Source organism: uncultured Mailhella sp. (assembly GCF_905187505.1).
In the GTDB taxonomy this organism is placed as follows: Bacteria; Desulfobacterota; Desulfovibrionia; order Desulfovibrionales; family Desulfovibrionaceae; genus Mailhella.
This window is the reverse complement of sequence record NZ_CAJJIC010000027.1, coordinates 1-24,581: the sequence shown is the minus strand read 5'-3', so window position 1 is coordinate 24,581 and position 24,581 is coordinate 1. Positions and strand designations below refer to the sequence as shown.

At 61.5% G+C, this 24,581-nt stretch carries 21 protein-coding genes; 12 read left to right on the top strand and 9 right to left on the bottom strand.

The genetic code is table 11. From position 1 onward, the window contains the following. Positions 1 to 572 precede the first annotated feature (572 nt). From QZZ60_RS04490 to pgm, 5 genes are all read left to right on the top strand, one after another. Entirely contained in the window at positions 573 to 1,307 is a 735-nt protein-coding gene (locus QZZ60_RS04490; RefSeq protein WP_295638382.1) for a carboxymuconolactone decarboxylase family protein, read from the top strand. Between the two features lie 114 nt (positions 1,308 to 1,421). Then, the gene (locus tag QZZ60_RS04485) at positions 1,422 to 1,874 is read left to right on the top strand and encodes a CBS domain-containing protein (RefSeq protein WP_295638380.1); all 453 of its coding nucleotides are present in this window, start codon (positions 1,422 to 1,424) and stop codon (positions 1,872 to 1,874) included. Then, a complete protein-coding gene (locus QZZ60_RS04480; RefSeq protein ID WP_295638378.1) occupies positions 1,871 to 2,665 on the top strand; it encodes a hypothetical protein in 795 nt (264 codons plus the stop codon). Before QZZ60_RS04485 ends, QZZ60_RS04480 begins: the two co-directional genes overlap by 4 nt. Before the next feature lie 50 nt (positions 2,666 to 2,715). After that, positions 2,716 to 3,456 (top strand): M48 family metallopeptidase, encoded by a 741-nt coding sequence (locus QZZ60_RS04475; protein WP_295638375.1) that lies wholly within the window; start codon positions 2,716 to 2,718, stop codon positions 3,454 to 3,456. A gap of 229 nt (positions 3,457 to 3,685) precedes the next feature. Beyond that, entirely contained in the window at positions 3,686 to 5,338 is a 1,653-nt protein-coding gene (gene pgm / locus QZZ60_RS04470; RefSeq protein WP_295638372.1) for a phosphoglucomutase (alpha-D-glucose-1,6-bisphosphate-dependent), read from the top strand. A gap of 198 nt (positions 5,339 to 5,536) precedes the next feature. Here pgm and QZZ60_RS04465 read toward each other — a convergent pair whose 3' ends face one another. Continuing rightward, on the bottom strand, positions 5,537 to 5,821 hold the full coding sequence (locus QZZ60_RS04465; RefSeq protein ID WP_295638369.1) for a hypothetical protein: 285 nt from the start codon (positions 5,819 to 5,821) through the stop codon (positions 5,537 to 5,539). Positions 5,822 to 6,236: 415 nt separating this feature from the next. Between QZZ60_RS04465 and QZZ60_RS04460 the strand changes: the two genes are divergently transcribed. The 4 genes from QZZ60_RS04460 to QZZ60_RS04445 all read left to right on the top strand — a co-directional run bounded on the left by QZZ60_RS04460 (position 6,237) and on the right by QZZ60_RS04445 (position 14,437). After that, entirely contained in the window at positions 6,237 to 6,746 is a 510-nt protein-coding gene (locus QZZ60_RS04460) for a hypothetical protein (RefSeq protein WP_295638366.1), read from the top strand. A 21-nt stretch (positions 6,747 to 6,767) separates the two neighbouring features. Next, positions 6,768 to 8,468 carry a carbon starvation protein A gene (locus QZZ60_RS04455; protein ID WP_295638364.1) on the top strand — a complete coding sequence of 567 codons (1,701 nt, stop codon included), beginning with the start codon at positions 6,768 to 6,770 and terminating at the stop codon, positions 8,466 to 8,468. A gap of 81 nt (positions 8,469 to 8,549) precedes the next feature. Further along, the gene (hrpB, locus tag QZZ60_RS04450) at positions 8,550 to 11,042 is read left to right on the top strand and encodes an ATP-dependent helicase HrpB (RefSeq protein ID WP_295638361.1); all 2,493 of its coding nucleotides are present in this window, start codon (positions 8,550 to 8,552) and stop codon (positions 11,040 to 11,042) included. A gap of 2 nt (positions 11,043 to 11,044) precedes the next feature. Continuing rightward, a complete protein-coding gene (locus QZZ60_RS04445) occupies positions 11,045 to 14,437 on the top strand; it encodes a DEAD/DEAH box helicase (RefSeq protein ID WP_295638357.1) in 3,393 nt (1,130 codons plus the stop codon). Between the two features lie 8 nt (positions 14,438 to 14,445). On the opposite strand, the gene QZZ60_RS04440 is transcribed toward QZZ60_RS04445, so the two are convergent. Beyond that, positions 14,446 to 14,814, bottom strand: a complete 369-nt coding sequence (locus tag QZZ60_RS04440) for a DUF2493 domain-containing protein (protein ID WP_295638355.1) — start codon at positions 14,812 to 14,814, stop codon at positions 14,446 to 14,448. Positions 14,815 to 14,983: 169 nt separating this feature from the next. Here QZZ60_RS04440 and QZZ60_RS04435 point away from each other — a divergent pair, with 169 nt between their 5' ends. The 3 genes from QZZ60_RS04435 (at position 14,984) to QZZ60_RS04425 (ending at position 16,927) form a co-directional block, all read left to right on the top strand. Beyond that, positions 14,984 to 15,967, top strand: coding sequence for a hypothetical protein (locus QZZ60_RS04435; RefSeq protein ID WP_295638352.1), 984 nt, complete (start codon positions 14,984 to 14,986; stop codon positions 15,965 to 15,967). Between the two features lie 118 nt (positions 15,968 to 16,085). Then, positions 16,086 to 16,529: a Fur family transcriptional regulator gene (locus QZZ60_RS04430; RefSeq protein ID WP_295638349.1), complete on the top strand. Its 444-nt coding sequence runs from the start codon at positions 16,086 to 16,088 to the stop codon at positions 16,527 to 16,529. Between the two features lie 2 nt (positions 16,530 to 16,531). After that, positions 16,532 to 16,927 (top strand): secondary thiamine-phosphate synthase enzyme YjbQ, encoded by a 396-nt coding sequence (locus QZZ60_RS04425; RefSeq protein WP_295638384.1) that lies wholly within the window; start codon positions 16,532 to 16,534, stop codon positions 16,925 to 16,927. A 129-nt stretch (positions 16,928 to 17,056) separates the two neighbouring features. On the opposite strand, the gene cfa is transcribed toward QZZ60_RS04425, so the two are convergent. From cfa to QZZ60_RS04390, 7 genes are all read right to left on the bottom strand, one after another. Beyond that, complete coding sequence (cfa, locus tag QZZ60_RS04420) at positions 17,057 to 18,205, bottom strand: cyclopropane fatty acyl phospholipid synthase (RefSeq protein WP_295638346.1); 1,149 nt, start codon at positions 18,203 to 18,205, stop codon at positions 17,057 to 17,059. Positions 18,206 to 18,627: 422 nt separating this feature from the next. Beyond that, positions 18,628 to 19,293: a CatA-like O-acetyltransferase gene (locus QZZ60_RS04415; RefSeq protein WP_295638343.1), complete on the bottom strand. Its 666-nt coding sequence runs from the start codon at positions 19,291 to 19,293 to the stop codon at positions 18,628 to 18,630. A 168-nt stretch (positions 19,294 to 19,461) separates the two neighbouring features. Beyond that, entirely contained in the window at positions 19,462 to 19,767 is a 306-nt protein-coding gene (locus QZZ60_RS04410) for an AzlD domain-containing protein (protein ID WP_295638340.1), read from the bottom strand. After that, on the bottom strand, positions 19,760 to 20,512 hold the full coding sequence (locus tag QZZ60_RS04405; RefSeq protein WP_295638337.1) for an AzlC family ABC transporter permease: 753 nt from the start codon (positions 20,510 to 20,512) through the stop codon (positions 19,760 to 19,762). Before QZZ60_RS04405 ends, QZZ60_RS04410 begins: the two co-directional genes overlap by 8 nt. Before the next feature lie 214 nt (positions 20,513 to 20,726). Beyond that, the gene (gene uvrB, locus QZZ60_RS04400; protein WP_295638334.1) at positions 20,727 to 22,796 is read right to left on the bottom strand and encodes an excinuclease ABC subunit UvrB; all 2,070 of its coding nucleotides are present in this window, start codon (positions 22,794 to 22,796) and stop codon (positions 20,727 to 20,729) included. A gap of 271 nt (positions 22,797 to 23,067) precedes the next feature. Then, positions 23,068 to 23,592, bottom strand: coding sequence for a flavodoxin family protein (locus QZZ60_RS04395; RefSeq protein WP_295638331.1), 525 nt, complete (start codon positions 23,590 to 23,592; stop codon positions 23,068 to 23,070). Position 23,593: 1 nt separating this feature from the next. Next, positions 23,594 to 24,286, bottom strand: a complete 693-nt coding sequence (locus QZZ60_RS04390) for a Crp/Fnr family transcriptional regulator (RefSeq protein WP_295638328.1) — start codon at positions 24,284 to 24,286, stop codon at positions 23,594 to 23,596. Between the last annotated feature and the right edge of the window lie 295 nt (positions 24,287 to 24,581).

Here is a 24,581-nt window from a genome sequence, read left to right as displayed (position 1 = left end):
CCGGACGAAGTGCAAAAGAAACAGCGCGGGGAGCGCCGCCCCCGGGAACCTTCGCTCCCGGCGACGAACCATAAATAAGCCCGGTTTTGAAGTTGAAAAGGGGCAGAAACGATTTTTTTTTGTCCTTTTTGTGTAAAAAAATAAAAAAAAATTATATATCAGCATGATACAAATAAAAATAATTTTTCTTCCTTCCCGTTTTTTCTCTTTGTCTCCAGCGCGGGACTCCCTTCATGAGCCTGACGGAAGGAGAAAACGCCGTCCCTCATTCGCCTTCAAAAGCATTTTCAGGCCTCCCGCATTCTCCCGCCCGGAAGAAAAAAAACTCCGTCGTGCAGCATGACGCCCCTCCGCCGTCCGGCAGATTCAGGCAAGAATTAGAGAGAAACAAGACTTGCCGTCCGACACGGGAGCTCTACTATGCTTTCCGTATCCCGACAAGGAGCGTCGAGCTCCGCTCTCCTGCCTTTTTCCGACAGCCGCAAGTCGCGCTTCCCGGGCAGGCGGGCCGCCTTTTTCCCGTTCCGCAAAAAAACGCATCACGACAGCATGCAAAACACACGGAGTCAGCCATGAACAGCATCACCGAACCGTCCGCCGCAGGCGTGCGCCTGCACAACGTGCAGCCCGATCCCGACCTTGACGCCATGGGCGACCGTCTCGAACGGGCCGCCTTCCACCGCAAAAGCCCGCTCGACGGAGCAACTCGCCGTCTCGTCCAGCTTGTCGTGCTTGCCGCTCTTCAGAGCGACGAAGTGAAGACGCTGGCGGAAACGGCGCTTGATGAAGGTCTTTCGCCCGTCAGCATGCGGGAAGCGCTCTACCAGTGCGCTCCCTACATCGGCATTCCCCGGACGAAAAGCGCGCTGCGTCCCGTCAACGAAGTCTTTGCCGCACGCGGTCTGTCCCTGCCGCTGGAAAGCCGGGCGACCGTGACGGAAGATGACCGCTTTGCAAAGGGCCTCGCCGTGCAGAAGGGCATTTTCGGCAACGCCATCGACGCCATGCACGCCGCGGCGCCGGAAGGACAGAAGGCCATCATGGTCGAACATCTTTCCGCCTTCTGCTTCGGCGACGTCTACACGCGAAGCGGCCTTGACCTGAAGACCCGCGAACTGCTTACCTTCTGCATCATCAGCGCCCTCGGCGGATGCGAGTCGCAGGTGAAAAGTCATGTGCAGGGCAACGCGAACGTGGGAAACGAAAAGCAGAAGCTTATCGACGCGCTGGAAACCTGTCTTCCGCTCATGGGATTTCCCCGCACGCTGAACGCACTTTCCTGCGTCAACGCCGTCATGGCGGACTGACTTTCCCCGTCATGCGGCAAGTATCCCTTGACAGTCTTCATGCTTCTTTCTTTAATGAATACAACGCAAGGAGCGTTATCAAAGGACAAGAACCTTCCACGCTGGAGGAACGACATGAAGACTGCAGCCGACATCATGACCACGAACCCCGTCACCGTCACACGGGAAACCACGCTGCGCGACGCGGCAAGGCTTCTGCTCGACGGCCACTTCAACGGTCTTCCCGTTGTGGAAAACGACAAGCTCGTCGGCATACTCACGCAGTCCGACCTCATCTCGCTGGACAAGAAGCTGGAGACTCCCGGGTATTTTCTCCTGCTCGGAGGGGCCATTCCCATGCAGATGCCGGGCAAGTTCTCCCGCGAGCTGCGCCGCATGGCCGCGAGCACCGTGGGTGAAGTCATGAGCACAGACCCGCATGCCATCACGCCCGACACGCCGGTGGAGGACATCGCCTCTCTCATGGTGGAACAGCGCTACTACACGCTGCCCGTTCAGGAAAACGGCCGTCTTGTTGGCGTAGTGGGCATGGAAGACCTGCTCAAGAGACTCGCCGCTGAAGAATGAGTCTCCTGCCTCGCTTCTTCTCTCTCTTCGTTCTCGCACTGACAGCCATCCCCTTTGTGGGATGGCTTGTTCTCATCTGCGCCGATTTTCTTTCTCTCGACGACTGCCTTTCCCCGCAGCCCGGGTGGACGGCCTTTGCGCTCATCACCTCTCTGTCGCTCACGCTTCCCCCCGTGCTCCACGGCTGGCCGGATGAAACGCGCCCTCTGCGCGACATCGTGAAGGAAACGGCACGCGCCATGCTTTTTTCTTTCGCACTTTTCGCCATCGTCTTTCTTACCGGTGCGCGACCGTTTTTTCAGTGGCTCGGCATGCCCGATCTCATGCGGCCCATGACGGCCCTTTTTCTCGCGCCGCTTCTTTCCTGTCCCCTGCTCTACGCTTCCTACAAGACAGCCGTCGCCCTGCTGCCCCGTCCCGGGCCCTCCCTTCCCCGGCCGCGTGCGGTGCAGGCCTTCGGCGTTCTCTCCCTCATCTTTCTCGTGCTGCTCATCTTCCACGCCTTCCTTCTGCCCGGCGAAAGTCCCGCTTCTCTCATCCACACGGGCAGACAGAGTCTCATCGCCGCGGCGTGGCGCTTCTTTGCCCTGCGTCATGTTCTTCTCGTCTGCGGCAACGCGGGCTTCGTTCCGGCATGGGGCGGCTGCTGCCTTGTATCCGTGCTTGAAATCCTGCGTGCCCTGCCCGGCGCCGGCATCGCCGACCTTGCGGTTCTGGCCGCGCTTTTCGCCCTCATGACCGCAAGCTGCGCCTGTCTCCTTCTTCCGTCGAGTCGCCGATGGCTGCGCTGAGTCCGTCCGCCGCGCCCCGTCGCTCACGCCGGAAGAATGCCCGGAGCATCGTGGAAGAAAAAAAGCTCACGCTGCCCGGCACGGATCTGGACTTTCTCTTTCAGCGCGACGGATGCCGTACCCTGCGCATGACGGTGAAGGCCGACGGCTCCGTACGCGTCAAAGCTCCGGCCGGACTGCCGACGGCGCGAGTCTTCTCCTTCATGCGCGCCCGCCTGACCTGGATTCAGGAAAAACGAACCTTCTTTGCCGCTCACCGCGGAACGTGCGTTCCCGCCCGCGCCGGCGCCACCGCGCTTTATCTGGCACGTTCCTTCACGATCCGCCCCGTGCCCGCCCGAAAAAACGCAGAGGCCAGACTTGCGGGCCGCTTTCTGGAACTGCCCTGCCTCTGCCGCGGGGCCGATGCCGAAGCGGATGCCGGAGCCGTGGAGAGGGCCTTCCGGCGCTGGCAGAAGAACATGGCGCAGCTTGTGCTCGGCCGACGCCTCGCCCGCATGGAACGCCTCGCCCGAAGCGTGTTCAACGACGACAGACACGTCTCCTCCCTGACCGTGCGTTCTTTGAAGCGTCGCTGGGGCAGCTGTTCCGCCAGGGGCGAAATCACCCTTGCCGTGCAGCTCATCGCCATGCCGCTTCCGCTCATCGACTACGTCTTGTGCCACGAGCTCTGCCACCTCAGAGCCATGAATCACGGTCCCCGCTTTCACGCTCTTCTGCTCGCGCTTCTTCCCGACGCAAAAATGCGGGAGCGGCGCATCCACATCTGGGGGCTGGAGCATCCGAGATAGCTCCGCGGCGTCTTCCCGTGTTCTCTTCAGATACCGGCCGCTCCTTTTCCCGCTTTCCGCCCTCCCGGAAAAGCCGCCTTCCGGGGGACGCCACCTGAAAAAAAACGATACGAAAAAATCCCGGGAATGCCCCGCAGCGCCTCTCTCCCATATTAACAAGCTCCGTCTTTTGGCGTATTCTATTCCCCAAAACGTTCTGTCACCTCTGCCTCATTCCCGGAGACTCATCATGGCTCTTGACCCTCAGGCGGGACAGCTTCCCCGCCCCGATCAGCTTACCGACATTCCCGCCCTCATTTCCTCCTACTACACCTATGAGCCCGCTCCCGACGTTCCCGAACAGGCCGTGAGCTTCGGCACGTCCGGCCATCGCGGCTCCTCCCTGCGCACGAGCTTCAACGAAGCCCACATTCTCGCCGTTACGCAGGCCGTGTGCGACGTGCGCAAGGCCGAAGGCGTGACCGGCCCGCTCTTTCTCGGAAAGGACACGCACGCGCTGTCCGAACCCGCCTGGCGCACGGCTCTCGAGGTGCTCGCCGCCAACGGCGTGGTGACCATGGTGCAGACCGGACACGGCTATACCCCCACGCCCGCCATCTCCCACGCCATACTCAGCTGGAACCGTCAGTCCACGGCCACGGCGGACGGCATCGTCATCACGCCTTCCCACAACCCGCCGCAGGACGGCGGCTTCAAGTACAATCCGCCCCACGGCGGCCCGGCCGACACCACCCTCACCGCACGCATCCAGGATCGCGCCAACCAGCTTCTGGAAGACGGCAACAGGGACGTGAAGCGCATCAGCCTCTACAAGGCCCTGCGCTCCGGCCTCGTGCAGGATCATGACTACGTCGCCTGCTACGTGGACGACCTTCGCAACGTCATCGACTTTCCCGCCATCGCCGCGTCCGGCCTCAGGCTGGGCGTGAATCCCCTCGGCGGAGCAAGTCTCGCCTACTGGGCCCCCATTGCGGAAAAGTACGGCCTGAACATCGAGAACACCAACAATCAGTACGACCCCACCTTCCGCTTCATGCCCCTCGACCACGACGGCAAGATACGCATGGACTGCTCTTCGCCCTACGCCATGGCCGAACTGCTGAAGCTCAAGGACCGCTTCGACATCGCCTTTGCCTGCGATCCCGACTCCGACCGTCACGGCATCGTCACGCCCGAAGGCCTCATGAACCCGAACCACTATCTCTCCGTGGTGGTGGACTTCCTCATTCGCGACAGCAAGGACGGCTTCCGCAAAAACTGGCGGCCCGATGCCATGATAGGCAAGACCGTGGTCACGAGCTCCATGCTCAACCGCGTGGCCGAATCCCACGGCCGCCAGGTCATGGAAGTGCCCGTGGGCTTCAAGTGGTTCGTGCCAGGCCTGCATTCGGGCACCTGCTGCCTCGGCTGCGAAGAGAGCGCCGGAGCCTCCTTCCTGCGTGCTGACCGTCTGCCCTGGAGCACCGACAAGGACGGACTCATCCTCTGCCTGCTCGCCGCGGAAATCACGGCCAAAACCGGCAAAAATCCCGCCGTACACTACCATAAGCTCGAAAAAAGATTCGGCGCTCCCATATATCGCCGCATAGACTCGCCCATGACGCCGGAAATGAAGGCAGCCTTCAAGACCGTGTCGCCCGAAGACGTCACCATGACCACGCTGGCCGGATCTCCCGTCAAGGCCGTGCTCACCAGGGCCCCGGGCAACAACGCCCCCTTCGGCGGACTCAAGGTCGTCACCGACGACGGCTGGTTCGCCGTGCGTCCCTCAGGCACCGAGCCCATCTACAAGCTGTACATGGAAGACTTCAAGGGCGAAGAGCACTTCCTGAAGATGCAGGAAGAGGCGCAGGCCTTCCTCGCCTCTCTGGCAAAGGCGTAGACGTTTCCTCCCTTCTTCCCTTGCATGAAAGGCGCGGCTCCGGCCGCGTCTTTTTTTGTCCTTCCGCCGCGGCGGCCGTGCCGCACGCAGGGCCTCCGCGCAAGCGCCGGCTTCCGCTTCACGGCCGGCACTCTTAAAATTTCCTCCCCCTCATCAAAGCCTCTTTTCTTCATGAAAGATCGCCCGTCTCTTCCCGTCTCATGCTCTTCCCAGGCATCGGCCGAACGGTTCCGTCTCCTTCGGCAGGCACTCGTCCGTGCCACTTTTTACCAGCCCCTTTTCGCTTGCCGCCATATTCCCGAAAAACGGCACTCCCCTGCCTGATTCACACACGAACACGGCCTCCGCCGTTCCCTTTCCGGGCAGCTCACCGGCCCGCCCCTTCCCGAAAAAATTTTTTTCGGGCAGCGTCCTTTCCGCATTTTCTCTGACATCCGTCCCGTAAACGCGAAACATAAAAAAAATCATTCTGACGTTCTTCATATGAATGTCATCATATGTTTTATAGACTTGTCATATCTCATAGCATAACCACGGAAAACTGCTTTCTCTCTCATAAGTATAGAAGCTTTTCATGCACTCCATCGAATATACCTGCCTGCATGAACCCGCCTTTATCCTCGCAAAGGACTCTTTCACAGTCATTTTTCACTGCAAAAAAGAACCGACATACACGAATTTCTGATTAATTTATTTTTTCACAATAAAAATTTTTCCTTGTATGCCAACATTTTTCCATGATATCATGAAATGCCTGCGCCACCCATGTTCCCTTGGCTGGCGCAAAGTGCCGGAGTCGTGCCGGAAGAAGACGGCCCTGTCGTCTTTCTTGCCGGCAGGGATCTTTCGGCGACACGAACGCGCTCCGAACGCCATCGGGGTCACAAGGAGAGAAGGAATGCCCGTCAGCAGAACAAGCATGCTCGCCAAGCTCAGCGACGCCTACGCCGTCTACTTCGACGCGGAGCCCATTGACGCCGACGTGAAATGTCTTGCCGCCTGCTACGCCTTTCACTCCGCAGACGAGTGCTTCGTGCTGTCGCGCAAGGTCAGGCTCTGGCGCACGGAAATCAACGAGTTCGTATATGTGTTTTCAGTTCCCGAACTCACTGCGGACATCTATGACGAATGCCGGGGGAAGGCTCTTGAGCTTGGCATGAAGAAGATACGTCCGCACATCGAGCACAAATCGTCCTTCATCACCGCCCTTTTCATCTGCGACTGCGTGACAAAAGAGGCTGCCGGGGCCGTGCGCGGCACGCGTCACCACAAGGACTTTCTGTTCTCGCTTCACGGCTGGATGGACTTTCGCGCCGCCGCGCTGGACCTTGCGTCCGGGGCCGTGGCGGTCAATCGGGCCGGACGGGATCTGACACAGTTTCTGCTCGGAAATCTGGGGAAGTGCTAACTCAATTGAGGAGGATTTGAATTGAGTTCCGTCATCATTCTCATCGGTGGATTCGCCTGTCTCATCGCAGGCTACATCTTCTACGGTTCATGGCTCTCCAAGCAGTGGGGCGTGGACGACAGCAGACCTACTCCCGCCATCACCATGCAGGACGGCGTGGACTACGTTCCCGCCAAGACTCCCGTACTCTTCGGCCACCATTTTTCATCCATTGCCGGTGCAGGCCCCATCAACGGCCCCATCCAGGCCGCCTTCTTCGGCTGGCTGCCCTGCCTTCTGTGGATCATCATCGGCGGCATCTTCTTCGGCGCCGTGCATGACTACGGTGCCCTCTTCGCCTCCATCCGCCACAAGGGCGAATCCATAGGCGAAGTCATTTCCCAGAACATCGGCGTGCGCGCCAAGCGTCTGTTCATCGTGTTCGCCTATCTTGCGCTGCTGCTCGTCATCGCGGCCTTCGCTTCCATCGTGGCCAGCACCTTCAACGGCTTCGCGCCCGACGGCTCCCACATCGAGGCCAACGGCTCAACCGCCACCATCTCCCTTCTGTTCATTCTCATAGCCGTGGTGTTCGGCTTCTGCGTGTACCGCAAGAACATGTCGCTCGGCTTCTGCACCATCGTCGGCATCATCGTGCTCATCGCGTGCATCGTCATCGGCCTCAAGTGCCCCATCTATCTTTCCGGCACCACCTGGATGTACATCATAGGCGTGTACATTCTCGTGGCCTCGGTCACGCCCGTGTGGATTCTGCTCCAGCCCCGCGACTATCTGAGCTCGTTTCTGCTCTATGCCATGATGATCGCGGCCGTCATCGGCGTGTTCGCCGCCAATCCCACGCTCAATCTGCCCGCCTTCGTCGGCTTTGAAGTGAACGGCCAGTACCTCTTCCCCGTGCTCTTCGTCACCATCGCCTGCGGCGCCATTTCCGGCTTCCATTCCCTCATCTCCTCGGGCACGACCTCCAAGCAGCTCAACAGCGAGAAGAACGCCAAGATCATCGGCTACGGTGCCATGCTCGTGGAATGCGCGCTCGCCATCGTGTCCCTCATCACCATAGGCTACATCTACTCCAAGGCCGGAGCCGACGCCTTCAAGATGCCCCCCACCGCCGTGTTCGCGCGCGGCATCTCCGAAATGCTTGCCGTGGTGGGCTTCTCCAGCCCCGAGGCTCAGAAGACCGCCTACGGTCTGCTCATCCTTTCGGTGTCCGCCTTCTGCCTGACCTCCCTCGACACCGGCACGAGACTGGCCCGCTACATGTTCACCGAGTTCTGGCTGAACCCCGGTGAAACGCCCGAAACCGTCACCGGCTTCCGCAAGCTTCTGTGCAACAAGTACATCTCCACCGGTTTCACCGTCATCGTCGGCATCGCCTTCGGCATGGGCGGCTGGTCCAAGGTATGGCCTCTGTTCGGCGCGTCCAACCAGCTTCTCGCCGGTCTTGCCCTGCTGGCCGTGGCCGCATGGCTCAAGAACGCCGCGCGCAATCACAAGATGTTCATCTTCCCCATGGTGTTCATGATCCTTGTGACCCTCACCTCTCTGGCCCTCACCTTCAAGGACAAGATGCTCGTCATCGCCTCCGGTCAGGGCGACCTGTTCGCGGCCTACCTGCAGGCCGGTCTTGCCGCCATTCTGTTCGTGCTTGCCATCTTCCTCGTGCGCGAGGCGCTGCCCGTGCTCACCGGCAGGAAGCATCCTTCCGTCGTGGCCAAGTAGCCTCGAGCCTCTGATCTCATGAAAAGGCGCGCCCCTCCGGCGCGCCTTTTCTTTTTTCTCTCTTCCCGATACATTCCCCCCATGAACATGCCCGTCGATTCCTCGTTTCCCGCCCTTCTCGAAGCCCTCCGCACCCACGACCGAGCCCTTCTGGTCGCTCCTCCCGGCTCCGGCAAGACCACGCGCGTGCCGCTTTTTCTCATGGAACACATGGAAGGCACCATTCTCATGCTCGAACCGCGCCGCCTTGCCGCGCGCTCTGCGGCAAGGTACATGGCCGCCTCGCTCGGCGAGTCCGCCGGGCAGAGGGTAGGCTACAGAGTCAGGCTCGAAAGCCGCGTGAGCCGCGAAACCCGCGTGGAGATCATCACCGAGGGCATACTCACCCGTCGCCTCATTGCCGACCCCGAGCTTTCCGGCGTCTGCTGCGTCATCTTCGATGAATTTCATGAGCGTTCCCTTCAGGCCGACACGGCGCTCGCCTTCTGTCTTGAATCGCAGGCGGCGCTCCGGCCGGATCTCAAAATACTCGTCATGTCGGCCACCCTCGATGCCGATGAGCTCTCCGGTCTGCTTGCCCCCTGCCCCGTCGTCCGTGCTGAGGGCAGAATGTGGCCCGTGGACATACGGTACCTGCCCTGTCCGGCAGGTTCCGGCGCCTTCGGCACGCCTTCCGGCCGCGAGTCCCTTCTTGCCCACACGGCCGCCGTCGTACGCCGCGCGCTTGCCGAAGAGAAAGGCTCCATGCTCGTGTTTCTGCCCGGTCAGGGCGAGATACGCCGTACGGCGGAACTGCTCACGGATCTTCCGCCCCGCGTCTCCCTGCATCCGCTCTACGGCGACCTTTCCGCCGCCGAACAGGACGCCGCCATTGCTCCTGCCGCGCCCGGCACGCGCAAGGTAGTGCTTGCCACGTCCATTGCGGAAACGAGCCTCACCATCGAAGGCGTGCGCGTGGTGGTGGATTCAGGCCTTGCCCGAAGCTCCCGCTTTTCTCCGTCCACGGGCATGAGCGCACTTGTGACCACGCGCGTCACCAGAGACGCCGCCGAGCAGCGGGCCGGACGCGCCGGTCGCGTGGAAAGCGGCGTATGCCTGCGCCTCTGGGCCGAAGGGGAAACGCTTATGCCCTCGCGCCGCCCGGAAATTCTGGATGCCGACCTTGCCCCCTTTCTTCTCGACTGCCTGGCCTGGGGCTCCATGCCGCAGGATCTTCCTCTTCTTACGCCCGCGCCCGAAGCCTCTCTTGCCCGGGCACGGCAAACGCTGGATTTTCTGGGGGCGCTCAGGGAAAAGGACGGACGACTTCTTCTCTCAAGCCACGGGGAAGAGCTCTCAAGGCTGCCCCTGCATCCGCGTCTTGCGCATATGGCGCTGCTCTCCGGCGGGCATCTGTCTCTTGCCGCCGCGCTCTGCGCCGTCGTGGAGGAACGAAGCCAGGGCGCAGGATGCGACATCCGCCCGCGACTCGGAGAACTTCGGCGTTCCTCCCGTCTTCGCCGCAGCGCAGAGCAGACCTGCTCTCTCGTGAAGAGCGGGGCGCACCTTTCCCTGAACGACGTCATGGAGGATGAGGACAGCGCTGGAGCCATGCTTTCTCTGGCGTGGCCCGAACGCATGGCCCAGAAGCGGGAGAGAGGCAAGTTCCGTCTGGCCTCCGGGCGCGGCGTGGAACTTCCGCCGGAAGACGCTCTTGCCGACGCCCCGTTTCTGGCCGTTGCCGCCATGGACGGCGGCACACAGGGCACTGGGCGCATTCATCTGGCCGCGCCTCTGGAAAAAAGCGTGCTGGAACAGCTGCACGGAGACCTTCTGACGCATGAGGACGTCGTGACATGGGACGAATCTTCCGCTTCGGTGCTGGCACGAAGAAGGATCATGCTCAAAAGCCTCGTTCTGGACGACACGCCCCTGCGCGGAAAGGACCTGCCCGAAGACAAGGTGCTCGAAACGCTCACGCAGGCCGTCGTCCGGTTCGGCCCCTCCTGCCTGCCCTGGACGGCGGAGCTCCGGGAATGGCAGGCACGCGTTTCTCTCATGCGGCGCATGGACGAAGACGACGGCTGGCCCGACGTGAGCGACAAGGCGCTTTTTGAAGCGCTCAGAAACTCGCCCCTCGACAACTGGCTGAGCCCGTGGCTTTCCGGCATGACGAAACGCTCGCAGCTCTCCTCCATTCCTCTGGACAAGGCGCTGCACGCCCTTCTTCCCTACGCTCTGGCCCGCCGTCTCGACCGGGAGGCTCCCGCCTTCATCGAAGCCCCTTCCGGCTCTCTCGTGCGCATCGACTATCTGCCGGAAGGCGGACCGGTCATGGCGGTCAAGCTTCAGGAAATGTTCGGCCAGCAGGAGACCCCCGCCGTCTGTCGGGGCAGATGTCCTCTCACCGTGCATCTTCTCTCTCCTGCGGGCCGCCCGCTTCAGGTCACGCGCGATCTTGCCGGATTCTGGCGCGGCTCCTACGCCGCCGTGCGCGCGGAAATGCGCGGACGCTACCCGAAGCATCCCTGGCCGGAGGACCCGCTCTCCGCCGTTCCCACGAAAAAAACCAAGAAAGCGCTCGAGAGAGGGTAGAAATGGAATTTCATGCAGGTGACAGGGTCCTCAACCCTTCCATGCCGCAGTGGGGCGAGGGGGAGGTGCTGGCCGTCACGGAAGGCAAGGTGATGGTGCAGTTCAGGCATCACGGCGTGCGCAGGATGGCGGCGTCCTTTCTTGCCATGGCCGACACCGGAGAATGCCCCGAACCTTCGGCCGTGCAGAAAAAAGCCGCCGCATCAAAAAAGGCGGCGTCTTCCCCCGCATCCGCCCGTCCTAAGGGGAAAGATGTCGGCACGAACGGAGAAAAAAGAGCATCCGCCCCGTCGGACGGAAAGAAGACGGACCTCGTCGCGCAGGCGCTTGCCATGATGCAGCAGCCTCCTTCTTCCGACCCCTCGCTGGAAAAGGCGGAGAAGGCCGCCGCTCTTGCCGCAGACGCCGGAAAGAAGGCCGAAGAGGACGCCCTTCGACGGCGCAATGCGGCCATACTCGGCTTCTGGCGCGACGCGGAGGTCTTTCTCATACCTGAAGTTCCGCGTTCCTCACGTCCGCCCGTCACGACGGCACGGCGCTGGGAAACCGTTTCGGCATCTCTTCCCGCCTGGAGCGCCAAAAGGGACTCCGCCACGCCCCGGGACGAGCTTTGCTCCGTACCCGGTCCCGACGTGGAGAACGGCGAGCTGCCGTGGTTCAGGCCGCTGCCTTCGGGCTTTTCTGCGGCATGGCACATCGTTTATCTGGGCGTCATGCCGCGGCAGCACATTTCCGATCTCATTCTGGAAAAGACGGGAAGCCGTCCCGAATGCCCGGAGGAACCGGGACTCGGCGAGGGATGCCTTGCCGCCGTGGTGCTGGACATGGCTGGCATGCCCGTGCCGGAAAGCTATGTTCCCTCCTCCTTCGTGCCCGGCCTTGCACGCTGCCTTGCGGGCAAAAGTCTGGATCAGCTTTCCCTCGACATGCTGAAAATGCAGTCCGACTTCGACCGGCGCAGAAGCGCCCTCGACGAACCTTTCCGCGGCCCGTGGATACAGGAGGAAATCGAACGCCTTTTCAACATGATGCAGGTGAAGGACGAAGAGGCTCGCATCGTGATGCGTTCCGTGTACTTCCGTCCCGATCCCAGGGGACGGCGCATCGACGACGTGCAGAACGACCTTCTGAACTCCTTTTATCTCTCCGACCTCGACCGTCTTCTTCAGCTCTCAAAAACAGGATTTCGCGGCGTGTTTGCCCGCTATCTGGAAGGCGCCCCAAAGAACGCCGGACGCTGCGACGTGCTCGGTCACGGCGAGGAAAGCCGTCTTGCCCGGGAAAAGGCCCTCTCTCTCGAGCGTCTGCCCTCGGGACGCTGGCCCCATGCTCCCTCACAGCACCTTCTTCCGGCGCAGCTTGCGGCGGTCACGGAGATTCTGCACGGAGAACTCACAGCCGTGAACGGGCCTCCGGGCACGGGCAAGACAAGACTTCTTTGCGACGTGGCGGCGGATCTTGTGGTGCAGAGAGCACGGAGAATCGCCGCCCTGAAGCAGCCCTTCGAAGTCTTCATCAATTCCTCCGGCGAATTCTATTCCCTGCGTCACGACCTCATGCGCGGCACGGGCATGGTGGTGGCAAGCAGCAACAACGCCGCCGTGGAAAACATCACGAAGTACCTGCCTTCGGAAGAGGCCGTGTGCAAAGACACCTTTCCCGAAGCCGGCTATTTTCCCGAAGTGGCCTTTGCCGTCAACGCGGCCTTTCATCCCTCCGACAGCGACGAGCCGCCTCGTCCCGCCTGGGGGCTTGTTTCCGCCGTGCTCGGTTCCGCATGGAACTGCGAACAGTTCGCCCGCGCCTTTTTCTGGGGCTTCCGCGACCAGGAAAAAAAGATCGTGCTGCCCGGCATGAAGGAGGTTCTCGACAGGTATCGCAGCTACGAAGCCAAGCAGGACGCCCGCCGCGAGTGGCAGCGGGCCAGACAGGACTTCATCGCCGCGGAGGCCGAGCTTGACCGGTACCGGAAGGAGCTGGCCCGCCGGGCAGAAAACAGCCTCTCTCCGACTCATCGACGCGAGGAAAGCCCCCTTCTCGGGCGCTTCATGTCGCTCATGGAAGAAAGCCGTCACCTGCGCGCCGCTGCCGGGGAGGAAAACCGGGCCGCTCTGGAACTGGCCGAAAGGCTGGAAGCCCTGGAAGAGCTTGCCCGCAGGGTGCAGGCGGAAGAGCGCGACCGAAAAGACGATGTCGAAGCGCTGCGCGTTCCCTGCCGTGAGTTCTGGAAGGATGACTCGTGGCAGATCAAAAGCGTGTGGAACGACGAGAGGCTGGAAATGCTGCGTTCCCGGCTCTTTCTTCTGGCGCTCCGCCTGCATGAGTGGACCATCAAGTCCTGTGCGCGGGAGTTTGCCGCCGACATCGGCGTCGTCACGCGTCATCTTCGCGGCGCTCCCGTGGAGGACGCGGACATTGCCGACATCTGGAACGCGCTTTTCTTTGTGGTACCGGTGGTATCCTCCACGCTGGCTTCGTTCAGCCGTCTTTTTTCCGGCATGGGACAGGGTTCGCTCGACTGGGTTCTTCTGGACGAGGCAGGGCAGGCCACGCCGCAGAGTGCGGCAGGAGCGCTCTGGCGTGCGGCAAGAGCGGCCGTGATCGGAGACCCTCAGCAGATAGAGCCCGTGGTGCCTCAGCCCGGCCCGCTTCTGGACACGCTGCGCGCAAGACAGGAAAAGGGAACTGTCAGGCTTGAGGACTGGTCTCCGGCAACGCAGTCGGCCCAGACCCTGGCCGACAGAAGCGCCCTTCTCGGCACCTGGATGGAAAGCGCAGGACGAAGAGTGTGGACGGGCTATCCTCTGCGCGCGCATTACCGCTGTGCCGAACCCATGTTCAGCACGGCCAACCGCATAGCCTACGACAATCAGATGGTGCAGGCGCGAAAGACCTTTCCCCTCGTGCGCTCGCCTCTTGCAGAGAGCTGCTGGTTCCACGTGAACGGACAGCATGCGGACACGCAGCTCGTGGAAGAGGAGCTTGCCTGCCTGAGAAGGCTCCTTCTGCGCTTTCTGGAAGAATGGCCCGAAGTGGAACATCAGGGAACACGCCGGGCAGCCTCGGTGTTCGTCATCTCTCCCTTCCGCAAGGTGGCCCGGCACTGCCGTACGCTTCTGCGTGCCATGCGCGTTTCCGAAGAGAGCGTGCGCTGCGGCACCATACACACCTTCCAGGGCAGGGAAGCGGACATCGTCTTTCTCGTGCTCGGCTCCACGCCCGGCCAGGCCGGCTGGGGAAGCCGTCAGTGGGCCTCACGCACGCCGAACATCCTGAACGTGGCGCTCACCCGCGCCCGCTCGCTCATCTACGTCATAGGCAACTGGCGCGACTGGAGACGACATCCCTTCTTCGACGTGCTCTCGGAAGAACTGCCCGTCAAAGAAGAGCCGTAATGCCGTCCTCAGAGCGTTCCCTCGTCGGGAGTGCAGGGAAAAATGACCACGCGCCTGCCCTCGCGGCGGGCACGGGCGAGAGTGTCGCGCGTGCCTCGGGAACTGCCGTCCCAGAACGCGACCACAACGTCGGCAAGCCGCACGATCTCCGCGTTGCGCACGGGACCGGCGCTTCTGCCGAACTTCCTCCAGTCGGCGGGAACCACAACAAGCGGAATCCCGTGAGCGGCGGCAAACTGCTCCGCCAGAGCGTCAGCGCCACGGGCGCCTCCGGAAACGACGGCCTCAAGATCCTCCGCGCGCACCACGGAGAACAGACATCGCTCCATCCACGCATAGTCGTCAAAATTACGGGAGCCCACAACCGCCAGTTTCATGTTCACTCCGCCGATGCTTCAACACGGCCGGTCCTTCGGCATGCGATCCGGCCCGAACTCAGCATAGGAAAAGCCCGCCGATGCGGCAAGCGCTTGATTTCAGCGCCCGGCAAGGCAATAATGACAACGCTTCCCCCACGGGAAGTCAACCTGAACCACGAGATGTCTCATGCCTGAAATATTGCCCATCGACTCTGAACTGGCCGCCAAGGCCGACGCTCTTTTTCGCGAACTGGGACTGGATCTGCCCACTGCCGTACAGCTTTTTCTGCGGCAGTCTCTGAGAGAGCACGGACTTCCCTTCACTCCCCGGCTCACGATGCCGGCTCCGGGGCACCGCCCCGCGTCATCACCGACCCCCTCCCCTGAGCCGGAAGAAGACGCCCCCCGTGAATCCTCTCAGGAAAGGACGTTCTTCACCGCGGACGAAGAACGGACATCCGCGACGACGGACATGAGCGAAGACGCCCGATCGGACGATGCTCTCGGCATGGATGAGGAAACGGATCCCGAAAGAGCCGAGAAGGAAGATTCTGCCGAAGAAGCACGTCCTGCAGAGGACGAACGTCCCGAACAGCATTCCCGAGAAGAGACAGGCATCTCCGGAGCCGACGCCGGAGCACACGAAGAAGGCGGCGAACTGCGACAGGCCTTCCGCAACGCCCGACTCATCGGCGCCTCGCTCAGACGCGTGCGCTCGCTGAACCGGCTTTACTCCATAGGCGAACCGAACGCCCAGGTGCACGGCTGGCGTGAAGTGTACGTATCCGGCGACGAGCCCTTTGCCCTGGACTTCGGCGCCGTCCGGGTGGAACTCGGCTTTCACGGCGGCGGGAGCCTGCGCATGATGGACGGCAGGCTTCCCGACAGCGTGCTCGAGGCGGACGCCGTGTATCCGCGCGACCTCAGCGCCGTGTTCTCCTCCGTCATCGGCCAGCGTCTCGTCGACGTCGCCTCCAGCCGCATCTGGAATGAAGGGCAGGAACGGGAACAGCTCTGCCTGCGCTTTGCCAACGGCTGCACGCTGAACTTCGCGCCCGGCGGGGACTGGGGCGCGCTGTGGCTCACGGACGTTCACGGCTCCGTCATGTTTGCTCCCGAGGCCGTATGGCTGCGCGTTCTTGACGACAGAACAAGAAACGGCCTGCGCTAGGTCCGGCGCTTCCTCCGCAAGCCCGGCGCGTCCCCTGTCCTGCGGGCAGGAGGCTCCGTTGACCGGAACCATTTAAGCGCGTATCTATGGGAAACTCCACACCCGCAAAGGATCTGCTATGGAAAAACATTTTGCAGAAATGCAACACAAGTTCTCCGACTATCTCAAGCAAAAAGGTCTGCGCGTCACGCCGCAGCGGCTGAAGATACTGGAAGCCTTTCTGCACGCCAACGATCATGTGTCCATGGAAGAGCTCTTTCTTCTGGTGCGAAGCCAGGACAACAGCATCGGTCAGGTCACGGTATACCGCACCCTCAAGCTGCTCTGTGAGGCCGGTCTCGCCTCCGCCGTGAACTTCGAGGAAGGCATGGTGCGCTACGAACCTGTGGGAATGCATCATCACGACCATCTTGTATGCGAAAAATGCGGCAGAAAGATCGAGTTCGTCAACGACGCCATAGAAGAGCTTCAGAACAAGGTCTGCCGCGTGCACGACTTCATTCCCACCTCTCATCATATGGTGCTCTACGGCGTGTGCGCCGACTGCCGGAAAAAGGCATGACCATGGAAAAGCTCACGTTTTCCACCCGCACCCGGGAAGAGATGCTGAGCGTCACCGACGCCCTGCGCCGGGCTGTGGAAGACCGGGACTGGAAGGACGGCGTTCTGGTCGTCTTCTGCCCGCATACCACCTGCGGTCTCACCGTCAACGAGGGCTTCGACCCGGACGTCGCCTTCGACATGACGCGCTTTCTTCATGAACAGGTTCCGCAGCATTACGGCTTCCGGCATGCGGAAGGCAATGCCGACGCCCACGTCAAGGCCAGTCTGTTCGGTTCGTCGGTCAGCCTCATCGTGGAAGACGGACGTCTTCTGCTCGGAACATGGCAGGCCGTATGGCTGTTTGAAGGCGACGGGCCCCGCCGCCGCGAGCTCTGGCTGAAATGGCTTTCCGCCTGAGCATTCTACGGCCGGACCTGCGTGCGACGCATCAAGGCCTCTCCTTCCTTTAAAAACACGAAGGCGCCCTGTCCGGCCATGTTACGGACAAGACGCCCCTCTGCCGACGCAGGACTCCGGTTCGTCCGATCATCCCTGCGTACTGCGGCAATACCCTCCGGGCATGCCTTCCGGGCTCAGCACAAGCTGCCAGAGCTGTATGCTCCGCGCCCGGAACGCTCCCGCACAGGACAGAAGATAATACTGATACATTCTGTGCTGCCGCTCCGTGCAGGAGAAGGCCCCGTCACGAAGGCCGAGCTCAAAGTTCTCATGCCACGCCATGAGCGTCTTGTCGTAATCCACGCCGAAGTTCTGCCAGTCCTCCAGAATGAAATCCCTCTCCAGCGCATCCACAAGCGTGGACGGCGACGGAAGCACGCCGTTGGGAAAAATGTAGTGCGTAAGCCACGGATCCGCCCCGGCTCCCACGCCGAAGGCTCCGTTGCTGCCTATGCTGTGCAGAAGGAAAAGTCCCCCGGCCTTCAGGCAGTTTCTGGCAATGTCCATGAATTCCCGATAATTGCGCCTGCCCACGTGCTCAAACATCCCTACGGAGACAACCCTGTCCCACTCACCGCGCAGGCTGCGGTAATCCATGAGACGGTATTCCACGTCCGCACCTGAAGAGGCGGCCTTGTCCTGCGCAAAGGCGAGCTGTTCGCGCGAAACGGTGATGCCCGTCACCTGCACGCCGTGCTCCTCTGCCATGTGCAGCGCAAGCGTGCCCCAGCCGCAGCCTATGTCGAGCACCGTCATGCCCGGTTCCAGCGCCAGCTTGCGGCATATCATTTCCATCTTCTGTTCCTGCGCCGCGTCAAGTCCCGCCTCCCCCACGGCGTCCACGCCCTCCCAGCGGGCGCAGCTGTACTGCATGGTCGGCCCCAGCATGGTCCGAAAAAGCGCAGGATCGGTGTCATAATGGGCACGCGCCACCATGAAGGCACGGGCGCGGCTCTGAAGATTGAACATCGCCTGTGCCGCCTCCGTCAGCCAGAAGGGCACATTGCGGGTAAAAGCCTGCTCTATGCGCGCCCGGAGCGCCCGGCAGAACATGGCATCCATGGCCTCGCAGTCCCACCATCCGTCCATGTAGGCCTCGCCGAGTCCCAGCGTCCCCTGCCTGAGCACGCGCGCGTACAAGTCGTCGTTGTGCACCTGAATGTCCCACGGTCTGTCGCCGTTGATGCGTATGTCCGCCTTTTCGGCGAGCCTCTGCACAATTTCCCGTGCCTGCATGAAAAATCTCCTTTTTTCCCGCAGAGTAACGGGAAAGCAGGTCCGATTCCATGATAGTGCGTTCCTTGAAGGGAAAAATCATGCCTGAACCGGCGACGAGCCTTGACGGACTGTCATTCCTGCCCGCTGCCCCGTCTTTGTTTTCTCCCGGCCTCCCCCCTTATTTCTTCCGTTCCCCGCCCTGAACTTCGACACGCCCCCGCTCTTGACGCCGCGGGCGGAGCAATGCTCTTTGTCGCAGCCGCCGCGGACGGAGCGGCCCTGATCCGAAAGAAAGGCGGGCCCGCCGAGAAGAACGATCGCCTCTTGCGTCCCCATCCCGAAGTCCTGGAGGATGAAAAAAACGCGTTCCCATCCCCGAAGGAGGATGAAAACGCGCCTTGAAGACGATTTGCGTCCGGTCTTCCGTCAGGCTTACGGGCTCAGGAAAGGAAGGTCTCGGGATGAGCGGCCATTTCCTGCATCTCGTTGATGAGGCGGCAGGCATGGTAGCCGTCGGCAACGGCATGACTGACGGATACCGACACCGGAATGAGGAGCTTCTCTCCCCGCATCTCATATTTGCCGAACTTGATGAGCGGCGAGAAGAACTCGCTCTCGGCGTAGGAATCCTGGGCAAAATGCGTGAAGGCCAGCCACGGCACGTTGGACACGGGGCAGATGTTGGGCGGCTGCCCGTCACGCGCCTTGATTCTGCCCGTCACATGACGGTAGCGTTCCATGTCGGCCGTCACCGTGGCGTAAAAACGGGAAAAGTCCTCGGAATATTCGCTCCAGATGTCGGTGAATGTCTCGTTTTCCGGGTGAAACAGCGTGTAGCACGGCATGAGCTCATCCCAGAAACCGAGTTCATGGTGCTCGTTGAAGGCCATGCGGAATTCCTCATGCGCATTCACGACACGCATGACGACGTAAAGCATGACGGGAAAGAACTTCAGCCCGCGCTCCCGGCGAAGGCGCTGAAGATTCGTGACGTCGAGATCCGCCCCGATATTGTAGCGGCACTTGATGGTGTTGAAATAGTAATCGAAATACGCGCTTCTTGCCCAGGTGTCACGATTGATGACATGAAAGACGGCTTCCTTCATGAATCCTCCGCTTCCGGCGGTCTCCCGCCGCTTTCCTTTTAAGCGCGCGACAGGCGCGCCTCACCGCTCCGGGCAGCAGACTTTTCGGAACCGCCCTGCTCCGGTCTCGTCCGCCATCTTCCCTCCCGGCGGGGGAAAAGGCAGATCTCGCCCGCTCAGGAAAAGAATTCAGGCAATGAAAAGCTCCATCACGAAGACCAGCACACAGGCCGCCACGGCCACGCTGAAAAGGCTTGCGCCGAACCATGCGAGCACCACGGCCGCCACAAGACCGGCAAGACCGGAAATCTGACTGCCCGTGGAATCCAGTATGGCCGGAAACGTCATGACAGACAAGGTGACATAGGGAATATAGTAAAGAAACGAACGGATGGTGACGTTATGCACCTCGCGCCGTATGAGCGTGAGCGGAAGCACGCGTATGAGATAGGTCACCGCAGCCATCACCGCAATGTAGATGATCGTGTCACGCATGGCTCTGCCCTCCGTCCTCCCTTTTTGCACCGTCTCCAGCAAGCCCCCTGTCCACGGGGAAGAGAAACGCCGCCGCTCCGGAAATGAGCACCGTAAGAATGATGATCTTCATGCCGCCGGAAATGCCGCTGAAGAGCGGCAGCCGGGCAAAAAACCAGCTCAGAGCCATGGATACGAGAATGAGTACGGCAAGCAGCCTGTCCTTGCGGGCCGGGGGCACGATGATGGCGATGAACATTCCGTAGAGGGCCACGCTGAGCGCCACCACGATGCGCGCAGGCAGAACGTTGCCGAGTACCACGCCGAGAAGCGTGCCGAGAGCCCATGCCGGGGAAGCGATGCTCACGGCGCCGTACACATAGAAGGGGTCAAGCCTGCCGGGCACGTTCACGGAAATGCCGAAGATTTCATCCGTCACTCCGTAGCCCACGAGAAGCCGATGATACATGGGCGTTTCAGGAGCCATTTTCTGCGAGAGCGAGCAGGACATGAGCATGTAGCGCAGATTGATGACAAGCTGGGAGAGCGCCATTTCCCAGTAGGACGAACCTGCCGCCATGATGCCGAGGGCCGCGAACTCTCCGGCCGAGGTCAGGTTGGTGAAGCTCATGAGCGTGGAGTCGAAGGCGGAAAGCCCGATGTTCCGACAGGCGATGCCCAGCGTGAAGGACACGGCAAAGTATCCCAGCGCAATGGGAATGCCGTCATGCATTCCGCTCAAAAAATTCTTTCTGTGTTCTGCCATGGAATGATTTTCCCCCGAGCCTCGAGTAGTCGTCGCTGCCGGCAGGGCGCACGAACGCTCCCCGGCGCCGAAACCAGGCTTCTTTTCCGAAGGCCGCCGACCTGCCGGCATGCCCTTCAATCTCCGTTGTCTTCCGAAAGGTCGCCGAACGCCCCGCTTCCGCAAGTTCTGCAAAAAAGCCGCCATGCCCGTTGCAGGCATTCCGGCCGTGGCGCTACGACTTCTCCTCGTCCTCTCCGCTGACGTAAAGACGTTCCTTCAGCGCGCGCACCCTGTCGCGCAGCTCGGCCGCCCGCTCGAACTCGAGCTCTCTGGCTGCCGCGCGCATGGCCTTTTCCAGCTCCTCGATGAGCTTTGCGATGTCTGCGGGCGTCTGCGGCGTTTCGCTCTCCGTCTTCTGCTCCGCGCGGCTCTTCTTTCCGGCCTTGCCGGAAGCCTTTCCGCTCCCCTTTTTCGTCGCGCCATCCTCATCCCTGCCGTACAGATTGTCCAGCGGATTTTCCAGCGACTTCATGACGGTGCGGGGCACGATGCCGTGCTCCTCGTTGTAGGCCAGCTGCTTGGCCCGGCGGCGTCCGGTCTCGTCGATGGCGGCCTGCATGGAGGGCGTCACGCGGTCGGCATACAGAATGACGCGGCCTTCCGCGTTTCTTGCGGCACGACCGAAGGTCTGTATGAGCGCGCCCGTGGAACGGAGAAAGCCTTCCTTGTCCGCGTCGAGTATGGCCACAAGGGAAACCTCGGGAATGTCGAGCCCCTCGCGCAGAAGATTGATGCCGATGAGAACGTCGAACTCCCCGGCGCGCAGCGCCCGGATGATGGCGATGCGCTCAAGCGTGTCGATGTCCGAATGCAGATAGCGCGACGACACGCCCATGTTGTTGAAATACTCGGTAAGATCCTCGGCCATGCGCTTGGTGAGCGTGGTCACGAGCACGCGTTCGCCCTTCGCGGCGCGCGCCTTGCACTCGCCGAGCAGATCGTCCATCTGCCCCTTCACCGGACGGATTTCCACAGGCGGATCCAGAAGTCCCGTGGGACGGATGACCTGCTCGACCACGAGTCCCGCGCTTCGGTCCAGTTCCCAGCGGCCGGGGGTGGCGGAAACGAAGATGCTCTGCCCTATGCGCTGCTCGAACTCTGCAAACTGCAGCGGACGGTTGTCCAGAGCCGAAGGCAGCCGGAAGCCGTAGTCCACCAGCGTGTTCTTGCGGGAACGGTCGCCCTTGAACATGGCCCCGACCTGCGGAATGCTCATGTGCGACTCGTCCACGAAGAGCAGAAAGTCCTTCGGAAAATAATCGAGCAGCGTGGAAGGCGGCTCCCCCGGAGCTCTGCCGTCAAGATGGCGCGAATAGTTTTCAATGCCGTTGCAGTAGCCGAGCTCCTCCATCATTTCCAGATCAAGCTGCGTGCGCTGTTCGAGCCTCTGGGCCTCAAGGAGCTTTCCGCCTTCCTGAAACTGCGCGAGTCTCTCTCTGAGCTCCTCCCGTATGTCGCCCATGGCCCGCACGAGGTTGTCCCTGTCGGAGACGTAGTGGCTCGCGGGATAGATGACGGTCTTGGAAATGCGCCCGAGCACTTCGCCGGTGAGCGGATCGATCTCGCGAATGGCGTCTATCTCGTCGCCGAAAAATTCTATGTGCAGGGCCTTTTCGTCCTCATAGGCGGGAATGATCTCAAGAACGTCGCCTCTTACGCGGAAGGTGCCGCGGTGAAAGTCATAGTCGTTGCGCGTGTACTGAATGTCCACAAGACGCCCTATGATGCTCTCCATGGACACGGCCTGTCCCTCTTCCACGGGAATGATGAGGCGCGCATAGTACTCCGGAGAGCCGAGGCCGTAAATGCACGACACCGACGCCACGATGATGACGTCGCGTCTGGTAAGCAGCGCGTGCGTGGCCGCATGGCGCAGCTTGTCTATGTTGTCGTTGATGGCCGAGTCCTTCTCGATGTAGGTGTCGGAGGAAGGGACATAGGCTTCGGGCTGATAGTAGTCGTAATAGGAAACGAAGTATTCCACCGCGTTTTTGGGAAAAAGCGCGCGGAACTCGCCGTAGAGCTGCGCGGCGAGCGTCTTGTTGTGGGCCAGAATGAGGGCCGGGCGGCCGGTTCGCGCAATGACGTTGGCCATGGTGAAGGTCTTGCCCGAGCCCGTGACGCCGAGAAGCACCTGATCGCGAATGCCCGCGTTCAGATTGGAGACCAGTTCATCAATGGCGGCGGGCTGATCCCCGGTGGGCACAAAAGAGGAATGGAGCTGAAAAAGCTGTTCGGACATGACCATGACTCGCTGCACAGAAAGAAGGGGGAAGCGGGGCCGGACGTCATGCCTCCCCGCGCGAGGCACATTCTGCCTTAACAGGGGATTTTTTCAAGGGGAAGATACCACGACGGACGCCCCTGAAAAATACGGTCCACGCGACGCTCGTCCGCGCCTTTTCACGTGCAGGCCGTCCGGCGGGCGAACGGCGGCAGCCCCGGCGTTCCGGGCGAAGGCCATGGCGCCGGCCTTGTTCCGTCCGGACTGCCGGCCCCCTTCACGAAACGGCCTAGGCGCTTTGCTTCAGGAACGTCCCCGACGGCGCCGCACCGCACGACACGTCCATGGCAAACGCCTTCCGGACTGCCGCTTCCGCGGCTCTGAAATCCTGAACGTTCGGATGTCCTGCGGCTTCGGCGAGCCGGGCCATGCGCTCCGGCGTGCGCGGATGCGTGCTTCTGGCGAGCACCTCGGGATCAAGTCTGCCCTGACAGAAAAAATGTCCGAGCACCCGGCAGTTCCCGCGGGAAAGAAGTTCTTCCGTCCTGAGCGCGCAGCGCTCGGCATGGGGGGAATCGGGGAAGGCGGCCATGGTGCCGAAGAAGAACACGTTTTTCCGGCAAAGACGCCCCATGAAAAGACGCATGGCCTCGTCGGGGCCGCCCCTCCAGGTCCAGAAGCCGAGAATGAAGCGCTCAAAGCCGAGCGGAGCGTTCTCCACGGCAAAGATGGGCAGGCCGAAGCAGTCGGCCAGATACGTTCCTACGGCACGGGTATTGCCCGTGCGGGAAGAATACACGATGCAGGTCTGCATGTCAGTTTTCCAGAAGACAGCGGCGAAGCGCCTCTTCGTCCTCAATGACGATGGTCCGACGCTCAAGGCGTATCAACCCTTCCTGCACGAAACGGCTGAGCTGGCGGCTGAGGCTCTCGCGCGAAAGTCCGAGCAGGCCCGCCAGCACCTCACGCGTCATGACGTCATCAAGCACGCGGGTCTTTTCCACGCGGGCCTTGTGCAGGAGCCAGCCCGCCACTCGGCGGCGCACGGAAATCTTGCCCTGGGAGACGGCTATCTTGTTGATGAACATCCGCTGACGCATGGCGAGCGCCTGCATGACGCGCTGCGCAAGGCCGATGTGTTCCGAAAGCAGCGCACGAAACACCCGGTTTTCCATGGAGAGCACCGTACACGGCGTGAGCGCCCGGGCCGAAAGAAACGCGGCGCCTTTGCCGAACACGCCGTAAAGATCGAGAAAATGACCGGCTCTCACCACATGAAGCACGGTATTCTTACCTGATACGGAACCTTTCAGAAGCTCCACGTGCCCGGAAACAAGCCAGAAAGTGACGGACGCGCCGTCGCCTTCCACGCATATCCATTCCCCTTTGGAAAACGAACAGAGCCGCGTGACCGTCGCGAGTCTTTCCACGTCCTGAGCGCCGAGCTCCGGAAAGCTCGCGCGCAGACATTCCTGCACGTCTCGGAAAGATTCTCCAGTCTCCGCCATGGCACGCTCCTGAAACGAGAATGAAAATACCTGTGAAAAACGCCCCGGACGGGATCGGCCCGTCCTGCGTCTGCGCCGCACGGAAGCGGCATGATCCCGCTGCGGCAAGCCCGCTCCGGACGGCCGAGAGCTTCGTGCCTCAACCGGCTCCGCGCCCATGCGGAGCCGCAGATCCGGCGTCGTGTCCGTCGCTCTTTGCGCAAACACTCTAGCGGACATCTTCCGCCCCAGCCATGACCGCGGTCACATTCTGGAAAGCCGCGGAGGCAGACGACAGAGAGCGGATTTTCTCATC